Below are 14,094 nucleotides of genomic sequence, written 5' to 3'. Positions count from 1 at the left end.
TCCGGACAGTGCCATGCCGACATGGCGTGGTCTACGATCTCGCGTGTACCTCGAACGCTCGGATTGGCTCCACACAAACAGGATTCGTGGAGACACGAGCTCCAGGACAGATCATCGACTCCTTCGTTCGCCACTGCGCGTGACGTGATGAACCGGACCTCTGGAAGCTGTCGGGCAACCGTTGCGTCGTCCGGGTGGACAGCAGCAGCACACAGGCCGCACCGCAGCCATCAGATAGAACGAGGCATTGGGCCTCATCGTGGCGTATATCGATCCCCAGATGCCGGCGAGAGCCGAACCACCGCCCATGGGCCGCGCCGTGACCGCGAGCCCTTGAGTCTTGAACTTCTCTGGCAGGGCTGTGAACTCTCTCAGCGCTTCACCCGAGCGTCGACCCACAGGGCCGCAAAATATGTCCGAACAATCATTAATATAGACCTTTGAATCAGGTGCTACCCGGACGCCCCTGGGAAGAGGACGGGGTAAGGATTCCAATGCTGGACGTATGGCTTTTGGCGTTGGGATGCTCGGTCTTGATGCACGCCACCCAGCGCCATCGACGGCCCGTGTTGCGGTCATGGGTTGAGATCGAAGGCCCGCCTCCGTAGAATACGAACGTCCCTTCATATAGTTTTCGGACGGGACTCCCGAGGACGGTGCGACTGTCCCGACCACAGATAGAGGTGACGCCGTGTCGTCGGCAACGATCTTGGAAGAACTCCCCATCACTACGGTCGAGGTCGACGGAGTGTCGGTCGGGTACACCGACACCGGTTCCCCTACAACAGGTCGGGGCCGTCCGACAGTGGTCCTCGTGCACGGGACGGGCGGGAGTGCTCGAACGCATTTCCCCTTTCTCGTGCCGATGCTCGCGTCACGACAGCGAGTCGTCGCCATCGACCTCGTGGACCCGAACCACAACGAGCTCTCGGTCGAAGCACTCGAACGTCAGCTCTCGGCTGTTCTGGAACATCTGATGCCGGCCGGAGTCACCCTCGTCGGCTACTCCCTGGGCGCCGTCGTGGCAGCGTCATTGGCAGGACACCGCCCCGACCTGGTCGACAACCTCGTCCTGATCGCCGGGTGGATGCGAACGGACGCCCACCAGAGGATTCGCAACGAACTCTGGCGACAGCTCCGTGACTCCGATCCGTCGGCAGCCCAGCAACTCTCGATCCTTACCGCGTACAGCCCCGGATTTCTCAAGTTGCGTCGAAACACAGAACTACAGGCGATGATCGACTCGGTTCAGTTCAGCGCGTTCAAGGACGCCCAGATGGAGCTCAACCGCCAAGTCGATATCTCAGATGCAGTGGGCGCGGTCACCGCGGAGACCTTGATCATCGGCTGCCGGGACGACTTCATGGTTCCGCGCCATCATTCCAAGCAGTTGTTCGGGGCCATCGAGCGCGCCCGTTATGTCGAGGTGTTGTCGGGCCATGCCGTCGTTTCCGAGCGACCGGCCGAGCTAGTCCACTGGATCGACACCTTCAACGCCGACCCCGCGAGATATCCGTGGGGATCGATCATCGACAGCCCCCGCCCATGACCGACCCATTCGCACTGAGCCAGTAGGAGTGAGCAGAATCGTGACCGGAACCTCGACACCGACTGACCACCATGATCCCCTTGCCGAGGTCGACGTGATCATCGTCGGCGCCGGCTTCGCAGGCGTCGGAATGGCAGTACAGCTCAAACAGAACACCGACCTCGATTTTGTCCTTCTCGAACGAGCGCAGGACGTCGGGGGCTCGTGGCGAGACAACACGTATCCGGGAGTCGCATGCGATGTCCCCTCACACCTGTATTCATATTCCTTTGCCATGAACCCCTCGTGGAGCCGGCATTTCTCCCCCGGCAGCGAGATCTGCGACTACATCCGCTCAGTGGCCGCGGAGGCGGGGATCGACTCCGCGCTGCGATTCGGACACGAAATGCTCGACGCTCGGTGGGACGACACCGCGCTACGGTGGACTGTCGGCACCCCCCACGGAGAGTTCACCGGCCGGTACCTCATCGCCGCCACCGGTCACCTCACCGACCCGAAACTGCCGCCCATTCCGGGCCTCGAGGACTTCGACGGTACGATCATGCATTCCGCACGCTGGGATCATGACGTCTCATTGCGTGGCAAGCGCGTGGGCGTGGTCGGTTCCGGCGCTTCTGCCATCCAGGTCATCCCGGCGATCGCCGGCGAGGTCGACGAACTGGTGGTCTTCCAAAGGACACCCGCCTACGTCATCCCGCGGCGTGACCGGGCATTCACCACCGCTGAGCGGCGACAGTTCCAGAGAGACGAAGCTTCCGTGGATGAGTTCCGCCGCCTCATCTTCTGGGGTGGTGACTATCAGTTCGCTGCGCGTCGTCGTGTCCCGCAGTACATCTCGGAGGCCGAACAAATCGCGTTGAACCATCTTGATTCCCAGGTCAGCGATCCCGAGCTGAAACGCAAACTGACGCCTGACTACGAGATCGGATGTAAGCGGATCCTGAAGTCGGACGACTATTATCCCACGCTCGAGCGTCCGAACGTGACACTCGAGGACAGCGCGCTCGGACGGGTCGAGGGGTCGGTCGCAACGAGCGTCGCCGGCAATGGTCACGGCCTCGACGTACTGATCTTCGCCACCGGATTCGAGACGTGGGATCTGCCTTCAGCCCACCGAATCCACGGTCACGACGGCGTGTGTCTCGGAGATCAGTGGAGTACCGGTATGCAAGCGTTCAATTCCACCACCGTTCACAACTTCCCCAACATGTTCCTGATCAATGGCCCGGCGACGAGCCTGGGTCATAACTCGATCGTGTACATGATCGAGGCCCAGATCGACTACGTGCTCGGTGCCCTGCGGTGGATGTCCACGCTGGCCGACGACCAGGTCCTCGAGGTCGACGCGGGCCGGGAGCACGCATACGCGGAATCGCTGCACGAGAATGCCCAGCTCACAGCCCAACTCGCTGGTGGGTGCAGCAGTTGGTACGTCGACCCGAGGAACGGTAAGGCAACACTGTCGTGGCCGAACTTCGCCCATACCTTCCGAGATGACTGCGCGACCTTCGAACCCGCTCCCTACCTGGTGAGTTCGGGACAGCGCGAGACGTCCGGATTCGCTGCCGCGCTATGACCCAGTACTGACTTCACCCGGATAGGCCCCGATCATTTTCTGCTGACAGAGGATTGCGATGACCACCTCGGTGCTGCCCATCACCACGAGTACATCTCACACACCGCCGCCGAGTCCGTGGATGCAGGCGCGCCAACAGTTGCAGTACGCATGCGACAAGCTCGGATATGACGACGCCATGCGCGTCCTGCTCGAAACCCCCCGGCGGGAGTTCACCGTCGCCGTCCCCCTGCGGAAGGACGACGGCACTATCGAGGTGTTCATCGGTCATCGTGTTCAGCACAACTCATCCCGCGGTCCGACCAAGGGTGGCCTCCGTTACAGTCCCGACGTCAACCTCGATGAGATCCGCGCGCTCGCGATGTGGATGACGTGGAAATGCGCACTCGTCGACGTACCATATGGCGGCGCCAAAGGTGGGATCTGCATCGACCCACGCGCATACTCGACCGCCGAACTCGAACGTGTGACCCGTCGTTACACCTCCGAACTCCTGCCGGTCATCGGCCCGGAGAAGGACATCCCGGCTCCGGACGTCGGTACGGACGAACAGACGATGGCGTGGATCATGGACACCTACTCGGTGAATACCGGTTACACCGTTCCCGGGGCGGTCACGGGAAAGCCGCTCTCTCTCGGTGGGTCCGCGGGTCGGGGCGGAGCGACATCGGAAGGCGTTGTGACCGTGTCGATGTTGGCTTTCGCCAGGCGAGGTATCGACCCACGGTACGCACGGGCAGCGGTTCAGGGGTACGGAAAGGTGGGCGCGGGCGCTGTTCGACTACTACACGACGCCGGCGTTCGTGTGGTCGCTGCGAGTGACCAGTACGGAGCGATCTACAACCCGGACGGCCTCGACATCGACGCCGTACAAGTCTATTTCGAGACTTCCGGTAAGCTCGCCGGCGCTCCGGGTACAGTAGAGATCGATCGCGATTCGCTACTCGAACTCGACGTCGACCTTCTCATTCCGGCCGCCGTGGAGGGGTGCTCAACGCGGAGAACGCCCGCCGAGTTCTGGCTCGGGTGATCGTCGAGGGCGCCAATGGCCCCACCACGACCGAGGCGGATGCGATCTTCCATGAGCGCGGAATCATGGTGGTTCCCGACATTCTGGCCAATTCCGGTGGCGTCGTGGTGTCCTACTTCGAGTGGGTACAGGCGAATCAGACCTACTGGTGGTCTGGTGAGCAGGTCGCCGACCGCCTCCGCGAGAAGATGCGTGCGGCGTGGTCGACCGTCGTCAGCCGAGCAGACGCGTCCGACATGACCTTGCGGGACGCGGCAACATGCATCGCCGTCGAGCGCGTGGCCCAAGCGCACAGACGACGTGGCCTGTACCCGTAGCCACACCTCATTTCCGTCACCCACAGACTTGTACTTCACCGATGAGTTGACATGTATGTGGATCTCGGCTGATCTGAGACTCGATCAGTTCGACACGGCGAGGGATGTGCGGACCGCAATACGCCTCGGCCACAATTCAATCTCCCACCTGATCGAAGGGTGGCCGAGCCACTGGATCGAGGCCATGACCTGGATCGACAACGTTCGTTCGGAGAGCCGGTCGACCACGAACCCGCGCGGGATTCGGCCCGATCGCATTGACCGTCTGATCCGCGACTTCGTAGAGGAAGCGAACTGAACTGATGAAGATTCTCGGAGCAGTACTCGAGGAGGTCGGGCGACCCGCACCGTTCGCGCGGTCGCGACCGCTGACTGTCGGTGAACTGGACCTGGCAGCGCCGGGACCGGGAGAGCTTCTTGTCCGGATCGAGGCCGCGGGCCTGTGTCACTCCGACTTGTCCGTCGTCGACGGAAGCCGGGTGCGCCCGACTCCGATGCTGCTGGGCCACGAGGCCGCGGGCATCGTCGAAATGGTCGGGTCGCAGGCCGACGCCGATCTGATCGGCACACGGGTCGTCACGACGTTCCTCCCCCGGTGCGGCGACTGCGCGGGATGTCGATCGGACGGTCGCACCCCGTGCACGGTCGGATCGGTGGCCAACAACGAGGGTGTGCTCCTCGGTGGCGGAACGCGGCTGGCGCGGGACGGCGCCGAGGTGAAGCACCATCTCGGAGTGTCCGGATTCGCCTCGCATGCCGTTGTCGATCGACGATCGGCGGTACCGGTCCCCGACGACGTCCCGCCTGCGGTGGCTGCTGTCCTCGGCTGCGCAGTGTTGACCGGCGGCGGCGCGGTCCTGAACGCGGCCACTCCGACTGACGGCGACTCCATCATGATTGTCGGCCTCGGCGGCGTCGGCATGGCTGCGCTGCTGGTCGCGCTGTCACTGGAGCTTGGTCCGGTCGTGGCCGTCGACGCGATGCCGCGGAAGTTGGCCATTGCCGAGGAGCTCGGCGCGACCGCGGTTTACGCACCGGGCGACGTCGGCGATGTCCGCGCGAACATCGTCGTGGAGTGTGCCGGCAATGCCCGGGCGTTCGAATCGGCGGTCGCGGCCACAGCGGCCGGAGGGACAACGGTGACCGTGGGCCTACCGGCCCCCTCTGCGTCGGCGACGATCTCACCACTGTCCCTCGTGGCCGAAGCTCGCACCATCGTCGGAAGCTACCTCGGCTCGGCGGTTCCCTCTCGGGACATCCCGCGCTACGTCGAGCTGTGGCGCGACGGACGGTTGCCGTTGGAGAAGCTCATCACCGCACGGATCCGCCTTGACGATCTGAACGAGGCGATGGACGTGCTCGCGGCAGGTGAGGAGATTCGTCAGGTCGTGGAGTTCAACTGATGGAAGCGGAGCCGCCGGATCGTCGCTGACGACGCATCATCTTCATTCTGAGGTCGGCGACACGCCGGATCGTCAACTCTGGACCCTCAGCACCCATTTCCTGACATTCTCTGACCGTGTTCAGCTGTGGTGTCGTCCCTTGTCCGCCAGAATCAGATCCGGAACCCACAACGTCATGACTGAACCGCGTAACACCGTTGCCGGCTACGTCAGCACCATCATCGAGTTCTTGGTGGTGGTACTTGCCGTATGGAGCATCATCGCCGGAGACATCTGGTCCTTGATCGCGTGGGAGGCGACTGCAGTCGTCTATCTGGCGGGCGGGGCCCTTGTCTACCGGCGCATGTCGGTCATGGATCTCACGGACAGCCGGTCGGGACTACTCGACACCTTGTCGTGGATCTTTCCGCTGGTGGCCAGTCTTGCTGGGGCAAATGCCGCGGTGTTCTCCCTCATCGGACTGTCCGGAGACGCCGCGTCCTCGGTGTCCGCCGGCGTGGCCGCCGGTCTCGGCGTTCTCGGGATCGTCGTGGCGTGGGCGCTTCTACATCTGGGGTTCAGCAACCTTTACGGCACGTTGTTCGATCGGAGCGCCGATGTGGGACCGGCCCTCAGCTTCCCAGGAAAGAGCGTTCCGGGATTTGCCGAGTTCCTCTATCTGGCACTAACCGTCGGCACCAGCTTCGCCACGTCTGATGTCGAGATCCGCAGTACGTCGATGCGCATCCTGGTCGTGACCCACAGCGTCATCAGTTTCTTCTACAACGCCCTCGTCGTAGCCGCCGCTTTTCAGCTCCTCCAGCGACTCGCCGTGGGTTGAAACGTCGCCGGCGCGCTACCTCGCACTGGTCCCACGACGGCCAGGTCCGGTGGGCGATCAGAACGAATCATCCACACCCCCGGCGAGTTTCGCGATTCCCGCGTCTCCACCGAGGCATGAGTCCGACCCTTGCCGGGGTAGTCGGCGATCAAACTGGCCGCGTCGTCACGCCGACCTCACCACGCTCTGACGGCGTCCGGCCATGGCCGAACCTATTCGGAATGGTCGTTGCGGACGGTCAACCGGCAGATGACCGCCGCAACCACCGGAGCCCGGTCGATCATCACGTGATGTGCTGCCGGTCCGAGGACGACGAAGGCGGCGCTCATCGCCACCGCGAAGCTCTTCTGCTGCTTGATCCACCGTGCCGACGCCCATGTGCGACGGCGACCCTGGACCGCCGCGACCACGCCGGGTCCGCGAAGCGAGAAGCGAGACCTTATGTCGACGACCTCCCTCCCCAGCGAATCGAATGCCGAGAGTTCGACCATCAGCGCCTCGAGATACTCGCCTCGACAGAAGACGCGATCAGCGCGTCTTCGTGTGGAGCTCGACAGACCATCGGGATACTTCGACCCGAGTGCCACGCGGTACACCACCGGTCCGAACAAACTGGTCAGTCCCAGTGCCGTCAGGAAACGAGCGACTCGGCGGGCACGCGCAGCCTTCGTCGAGGAGCGGCATCGACCCGGCGCCGGTTGTGCGAGAGAGGTGTCGAGCCAGACGAGGCCGGCGGTCAGCTCGGGGTACAGACGAGCGAATGCCTCGGCGTAGAAGCCGCCGAGAGAATGACCTACCAGCACGGCCGGGACGTCGACTCCGAGTTCATCGAGTACGACTCGGATCCGCGCGGCCTCACCGCGAACTGTCGGGAACCCGGGCTCGGGCGCGCTCATACCGTAACCGGGCCGATCGATCCTTATCACGGTGTGCTCGTCGGCGAGAAGACCCGCGACCTCGTCCCAGTCGAACCAGTTCCCCCCCAGCCCACCGCAGAGTACGACAGGCGGCCCGGCCCCGTCGACGACGACGTGCATTCCCCGGATCGACCTCATCACGACTGCGTCCGATGTGTCCGACCAAGCGGACCTCGTGCCGCCGGCCCGACGCCCACGATGACCAACCACACGCTGATACCGAGAAGCTGTGCCCGTTGCGCGAGTCCGAGATACAACCACTCGTGATGCTCGACAGCGACTGCCAGCAGAGTCCAGAGGGTCGCCACGCCCAACACCGACACGGCCCCGACGAGCAAAACCCGCATCCACGCCGTCTGCGCGACGCTGCGGGCCGTGGACAGGAACGCCAGAGACGAGAGGAGCGCGGTCGCGGTCGCCGCGGCGCTGAACACACCGTGAAGAGCCTCCGCCAACGGGTCACGCGAGACCGCGGTCGCGCAGTCGGTACGGATCGACGGGGCACATGTCATCGGTACCCGCGAATCAAATGCCGTGGCGATCGCAAATCCGATCAGGCCCCCCCATCCGAGGCGCGTGCGAGGGCCTGTCGACGAGGCCAGACCCATCACACCCGCCGCACCCACAAGAAGGGCCGTGAACAGATCGGCGGTGCGATACAAGGTCCCGTCCGGCCGATCAGAGGCCCCGAGCTCACTCACGTATCCGTGAAACGGATCCACTCCCGAACGCAACCAGATGTCGACGACCCACGATGAATACGTGATCGCACCGACGATGAGGAGCCCGGCGCGCACCCTGGAGCTCATCGCGGCTTCACCAACGGGAAGGCCAACGACTCCCTGATGCCTGCTCCGGTGATGAGCATGACGACGCGGTCGACACCGATGCCCAACCCTCCGGTCGGCGGCATACCGTACTCGAGGGCGTGCAGGAACTCCTCGTCCAGTTGCATCGCCTCGAAGTCTCCGCCGGCCGCGCGCAACGACTGTTCGGTCAGACGGCGCCGTTGTTCGACAGGATCTGTGAGTTCGCTGTAGGCGGTACCCAACTCGACACCCCATGCAACGAGATCCCATCTGGCCGCAACGCCGTCCCGGGACGGGTGCGGACGGGTCAACGGAGACGTCGACTCCGGGAAATCAACATAGAAGGTGGGCGACCCGGTGTGACGCTCCACGAGTTCCTCGTACAGGGCTTGCACGACTGCACCTTCATCCCATGCTCGACGATAGGCCACACCACGCCGGTCGCAGTGCTGATGGAGAACGGAAAGCTCTGTCTGCGGGGTGATCTCGTGATCGATCGCCTCCGAGACCGCGTCGTACACGGAAACGACCGGCCACTCTCCGGAGATGTCCACATCCGCCGGCTCACCGTGAGGTCCCTGTCGTGTGATCACCGCTCGCCCATGAATTGCGACGGCAGCTGCCTGGATCATCTCCCTACACACCGTCATCATCTCCTCGTAGTCGCTGTGGGCTTGGTATGCCTCCAGAACGGTGAACTCCGGATTGTGCGTACTGTCGGCTCCTTCATTCCGGAACACTCTGCCGATCTCGAAGACGCGTTCCATCCCGGCGACACAGAGACGTTTCAGGTACAGCTCCGGCGCGATGCGCAGAAACAGGTCGAGGTCGTACGCGTTGATGTGGGTGCGAAACGGCGCTGCGTTCGCACCTCCGTGCACCCGTTGTAGGACCGGTGTCTCCACTTCGAGAAATCCCCTGCGCCGAAACTCATCTCGGAGAACGGAGACAATCGCACTGCGAGCTTCGATAAGTGTTCTGGCTGCCGGGTTGATCATCAGATCCAGGTAGCGCTGCCGCACGAGTACCTCCGGGTCGGACAAGCCTCTCCATTTATCGGGCAGCGGGTGAAGGCATTTCGCCCTCATCGACCATTCCACTGCCAGGAGCGACATCTGTCCGCCGCGAGTGAGCCCGACAGTTCCGCCGAACTCGACGAGGTCGCCGATGTCGAACTCCGCGGCACAACACCGGACGCGCGGCCGGCCGACGACCGCGGCATCGACCAACACCTGCAACTCGCCGGACCAGTCCCGTACATCGACGAATACGACGCCGCCGTGGTCTCGCATGCGCACCAGTCGACCGATGACCCGTACCTCCGTTCCGACATCGGCGGTCGCAACCGAAGTCAGGTCATGGGTCGGTGTCCGCGCCGTCGGGTATGCGTCGACGCCAGCGGCAGTAAGCCTCTCCAGCTTGGACAACCGGACGCGCACCTGCTCGGGCAGCCGCCGCTGGGGCAGCGCCTGATCACCGTCTGCCCGCGGCGGCGTGCTCCCATCCGCGCAGAGACCCTCCGTAGTGGTCTGTCGGCCTCGAAGTGGTTCGCGAACGCCGGCACCGACTCTGTCCGTGCCCCACAGTCTCGGAAGGGAAACGAAGCCTTCTGCGATCGCCGACGCCAGTCCCACCCGTGGGAGCGTGGCTGCGTCCTCGTAGCACAGGAAGCGAGGCGTCCACTGCGGTCTGTACTTCGCATTCGCGCGATAGAGCGTCTCCAGCTGCCACCACCGCGACAAGAACTGGAGGATTCCGCGCCACGCCCGCAGAACGGGACCAGCCCCCAGACGGGCGCCGTCGCGGAATACCGTCCTGAACACGGCAAAGTTCAGAGAGATCCGGGTGAGACCGAACTCTTCGGAGGCCGCCGTCAGGTCGGTGATCATCAGCTCAATGACCCCGTTCGGCGCCGACGGGTCACGACGCATGACATCCAACGAGACCGCGTGCCGTCCCCACGGCACCAGGGACAGCAGGCCGGCCACCTGTCCGTCCGGTCGAATGGCCTCGACGAGGATGCAGTCCCCGTCGAGCCGATCGCCCAGCCTTCCCAAGGCCATGGAGAAACCGCGTTCTGTCGCCGACCCACGCCACGAACCGGCGAGTCGGACGACGTCGGCCATCTCGTCGACAGGAATGTCGGCATGCCGCCGAATCCTCACTGTCAAGCCCTGCCGGCGTACACGCGTGACTGCTTGCCGCACCTGACGCATCTCCGCACCGGACAGGCTGAAGTCGCGAGTGGAGATGATGGCCTCGTCACCGAGGTGCAGGACACTGAGTCCCGCATTCCGGTATGCCTCACCACCCTTTTGACTGGCACCCATGACAGCCAACGCCCACCCGAACTCGGCGGCGATCCGACGCCACTCGGCGATTGCCTGCGCCCATTCCCGAGGATCGCCGATCGGGTCACCGCTGGCGACGCACACCCCGGTCTCGACTCGGTACGTGACAGCCGCCATCCCGCTCGGCGCGAAGACCACGGCTTTGTCGCGGCGCGTCGCGAAGTATCCGAGGGAGTCCTCCCCGCCGAACTTCGCCAGCAACCCTCTGATCGCCGATTCGTCGTATCCCGTCATCGAATTCCGCGATCGCTGGGCCTGGAACAGCGTGACCACCGCTGCCAGCAAAGCCAGTGCACCGAACGCCCCGAGCACAGCAGAGATCACACTCGGCGGACGACCGGCGACATCATCCTGGTCGATCAGACTGAGTGCCGTCACACGATTGAACGACCACCACAGACGGTCACCGGCTTCGAGACTGCCGGGTATCAGCGTGACAAGCATCCACCCGGCCAGGGTTCCGAGGAGACATCCGATCATCAACACAGCGACTGAGCGCCAAACGGCCCCGGGTCGGACTCTGGCAAAGAACTGCGATCGAGCGGTCATCAAGATGCCGAGCACGGCGAGCAGCACGCCGGATGCGATCATTGCATCCGCATCGTCGGCGGCCACACCGAGTACGACAGTGAAGCTCAGTCGCACAACGATGTACAGCGTCAGTACCCACCACGCAATCCGTTTACCACGAGATAATGCGGCCGCCAGCAAAGCAACAACCAGTGCCCACGACAGGCTCGTGTCAGGCGCATCGAAGTAGTACTCATCGAGGTATTCTCGCGGGACATTCACCAGTCTGCGAAGCGGTGGCACGACGCTCCAGACGGCGAGCAGAACTGCGAACCCACCCAGCATTGCCCGAGCGCGCCGGATAGGCGCGCCGGTGGCCGTCGCGACGCGCGGGGCCGATCAACTCTGGTCGACCGATGTTCGGCACTCGCGGTCTGCACAGCGTCTCTCCCTCGCAGCATGGATGTGGACAAGCGAGGGCGACGATCCCTCCCATTCGACCCCCGGTCGTGACTTCTTTCCCGGTCCGTGCGCCGGCGGATTCAACGCTCTTGCCTGAGTGACTTCCGAAGTTCGTCGCGGTGGGCCTCCCGGTGGCGGAGCCGGGTCAATCCAGTGTCATCGCGCCCTGCGGCCGTGCCCATCCGTCGAGTGACCGCTTCGACCCCGCCGGGTGGCTGGTTCGTCTCCCACGACCGGTCGCCCTGGGCAGCGAGCGTCTACATTGAGGCACTATGTCGAATACAGGCGCACCCGGCCCGGTTCGGGTCGTGATCGTCGACGACGAGGCCCTCATCCGATCCGGCTTCGAGATGATCCTCGATGTTGCCGCCGACATCGAGGTGGTCGCGACGGCGTCCAGCTCGGATGCGCTCGCGACGATCGCCACCACGGATCCCGACGTCGTGCTCCTCGACATCCGGATGCCGCCACCCGACGGGCTGGCGATTCTCGAGGATCTACGACGCAGGTCGGACACCAGGCCCGCGATCGCCATGCTGACAACATTTCACACCGACGAGTACGTGCTCACCGCGCTGCGCAACGGTGCGTCCGGGTTCCTTCTGAAGGATTCCGAGCCCACTCAACTCGCGCAGAGCGTCCGAACGCTCGCCGCGGGAGGGGTTGTGCTCTCCTCGCCGGCGACGGCTGCCCTGCTTCGATCAAGGCGCGCGTCCAGTACGGAAGAAGCTGCGATCGCGCGCGTCGCATTATTGACCCCTCGTGAGCGCGATGTCGTGGTATGGCTCGCCACAGGTCTGACCAACGCCCAGATCGCCGACGAACTGTACTTGAGCACAGGCACCATCAAGGATCACGTGAGCGCGGCGCTGACGAAGTTGCGCGTCGGATCCCGCGTCGAGGCGGCTCTGGTCGCACAGCGCGCCGGCCTACTCGACACGGAATGAACACCATCGGAACCGTTTCACGGTCACGTAACCTGCTTCTCGATCTGCTGGTGCTCACGACGGCATTCGCCGACATCGGGGTGGCCCTGTTGGCCGACGACATACCCATCTCGGCTCTCACGGTCGGGTGCGCGGTCGGGGCGATCACAGGTGTCGTTGCGCGCCGGCGACATCCGGTGGCCGCATTCCTGCTCACCCTCCCCGCTCTGGCGGTCCTGGGTGTTGTCGCCGCGCCCGCCGTCACCGTGTACTCGGTGGCCAGGCGTACGACCCGAGCCACGATCGTAGCCGGATGTGTGGTCGCGAGCGCGGTGACCGCGTCGGTCGCGATGTCGTTACCGGAGCCCCACCGCGCCGGCGCCATCGTCATCGGACTGGCCTACTTCACCGCCGGCGCCGCCGCCCCCGCTCTTCTCGGACGACTGACCCGCGTTCATCACGCGCTTCGCATTCGGCTCGACGAAATCGAAGCCGCCCACGAACACGAACGAGATCTCTACGCCCAGAATGTGCTTGCCACCGAACGTGCACAGATCGGCCGTGAGATGCACGACGTGGTGTCCCATCAGGTGACTCTGATCGCCGTACGTGCCGCCACCATCCTCGTGGACCCGAATCCCGAGCGTGCCCGCGGCGAAGCTGCGACCATCCGACGACTGGCCATCAGCACACTCGATGAACTACGACATCTGGTGACCTTGCTGCGCGCATCCGGGGGGACCGGCGAAGATCGGACCACCGCACCCCTTCCGGCGATCTCGGACATCCGCATGCTTGTCGACTCCTCCGGTATCGATGTCCTGATGCAGGGCGATCTGCCGAGCGAACTCCCTGGCGCCTGGCAGAGAACGATCTACCGGACGATCCAGGAGTCCCTGACGAACGCACGTAAGCACGCGCCCGGATCGAAGGCGACGATCACTTACCGCGTTTCCGATCGGTCCGGCCTGTCCGTCACCGTCGCCAACACGCCGCCCACACGGCCTGCACTTCCTCTGCCTGGAGCGGGCCACGGCCTGATCGGACTCCGTGAGCGGGCCGAGATCCTCGGCGGGAGCCTCGAGGCACATCGGCTTCCGGACGGTGGCTTCTCGGTGTCGCTCACTCTGCCGACTACTGGGGAGGGTCGCTGAGCCCGGGTTGTTCAGCTTCTCGTCGACACCCGGCCTGGCAGCGCGATCCGATCAGGTGGCGCGCATCTTCTATCGGTCCTCGTCCCGTGCCGTAGACAGTGGATCAGCGTGTACGCACCTCGTGACCGGTTGTCCGACAGGGCCATCCGGATCGGTCTACGCACCGGACGCGACGCGAACCGAAGACACCCAGTCGAGTGAAGGAATCCCATGGTCGAAGTCGAGACGACAAAACGATCGCCCTCATGTCGGTGCAGCACTGTATGCGAG

General features: G+C 64.1%; 11 protein-coding genes. 8 read left to right on the top strand and 3 right to left on the bottom strand.

Annotated features, from left to right (window positions below; all coding sequences use genetic code 11):
• Positions 1-691 precede the first annotated feature (691 nt).
• The 6 genes from GTV32_RS17220 to GTV32_RS17200 all read left to right on the top strand — a co-directional run bounded on the left by GTV32_RS17220 (position 692) and on the right by GTV32_RS17200 (position 6,695).
• A complete protein-coding gene (locus tag GTV32_RS17220; RefSeq protein ID WP_161061349.1) occupies positions 692-1,549 on the top strand; it encodes an alpha/beta hydrolase in 858 nt (285 codons plus the stop codon).
• Between the two features lie 40 nt (positions 1,550-1,589).
• Positions 1,590-3,125, top strand: coding sequence for an NAD(P)/FAD-dependent oxidoreductase (locus GTV32_RS17215; RefSeq protein ID WP_343287367.1), 1,536 nt, complete (start codon positions 1,590-1,592; stop codon positions 3,123-3,125).
• Between the two features lie 58 nt (positions 3,126-3,183).
• Entirely contained in the window at positions 3,184-4,155 is a 972-nt protein-coding gene (locus GTV32_RS17210; protein ID WP_272918237.1) for a Glu/Leu/Phe/Val dehydrogenase, read from the top strand.
• Positions 4,113-4,472: a hypothetical protein gene (locus GTV32_RS23895; protein ID WP_343287366.1), complete on the top strand. Its 360-nt coding sequence runs from the start codon at positions 4,113-4,115 to the stop codon at positions 4,470-4,472. Before GTV32_RS17210 ends, GTV32_RS23895 begins: the two co-directional genes overlap by 43 nt.
• A 302-nt stretch (positions 4,473-4,774) precedes the next feature.
• Positions 4,775-5,875: an alcohol dehydrogenase catalytic domain-containing protein gene (locus GTV32_RS17205; RefSeq protein ID WP_161061348.1), complete on the top strand. Its 1,101-nt coding sequence runs from the start codon at positions 4,775-4,777 to the stop codon at positions 5,873-5,875.
• 175 nt (positions 5,876-6,050) lie between these two features.
• Entirely contained in the window at positions 6,051-6,695 is a 645-nt protein-coding gene (locus GTV32_RS17200; RefSeq protein WP_161061347.1) for a DUF1345 domain-containing protein, read from the top strand.
• A gap of 212 nt (positions 6,696-6,907) precedes the next feature.
• Here GTV32_RS17200 and GTV32_RS17195 read toward each other — a convergent pair whose 3' ends face one another.
• From GTV32_RS17195 to lysX, 3 genes are read right to left on the bottom strand one after another with little or no spacing between them, the layout of a single operon-like run.
• Positions 6,908-7,750 (bottom strand): alpha/beta hydrolase, encoded by an 843-nt coding sequence (locus GTV32_RS17195; RefSeq protein ID WP_161061346.1) that lies wholly within the window; start codon positions 7,748-7,750, stop codon positions 6,908-6,910.
• Positions 7,750-8,421, bottom strand: a complete 672-nt coding sequence (locus GTV32_RS17190) for a DUF998 domain-containing protein (protein WP_161061345.1) — start codon at positions 8,419-8,421, stop codon at positions 7,750-7,752. Before GTV32_RS17190 ends, GTV32_RS17195 begins: the two co-directional genes overlap by 1 nt.
• Positions 8,418-11,627 (bottom strand): bifunctional lysylphosphatidylglycerol synthetase/lysine--tRNA ligase LysX, encoded by a 3,210-nt coding sequence (gene lysX, locus GTV32_RS17185; protein WP_161061344.1) that lies wholly within the window; start codon positions 11,625-11,627, stop codon positions 8,418-8,420. The genes GTV32_RS17190 and lysX overlap by 4 nt, the downstream gene beginning before the upstream one ends.
• Positions 11,628-12,016: 389 nt before the next feature.
• Here lysX and GTV32_RS17180 point away from each other — a divergent pair, with 389 nt between their 5' ends.
• Positions 12,017-12,691, top strand: coding sequence for a response regulator transcription factor (locus GTV32_RS17180; protein WP_161061343.1), 675 nt, complete (start codon positions 12,017-12,019; stop codon positions 12,689-12,691).
• On the top strand, positions 12,688-13,824 hold the full coding sequence (locus GTV32_RS17175) for a histidine kinase (protein WP_161061342.1): 1,137 nt from the start codon (positions 12,688-12,690) through the stop codon (positions 13,822-13,824). The genes GTV32_RS17180 and GTV32_RS17175 overlap by 4 nt, the downstream gene beginning before the upstream one ends.
• The last annotated feature ends 270 nt before the right edge of the window (positions 13,825-14,094 follow it).

This window comes from Gordonia sp. SID5947 (genome assembly GCF_009862785.1).
Lineage (GTDB): Bacteria > Actinomycetota > Actinomycetes > Mycobacteriales > Mycobacteriaceae > Gordonia.
Note: the sequence above shows the minus strand (reverse complement) of the source record. Positions and strands in the feature narration are given on the sequence as shown.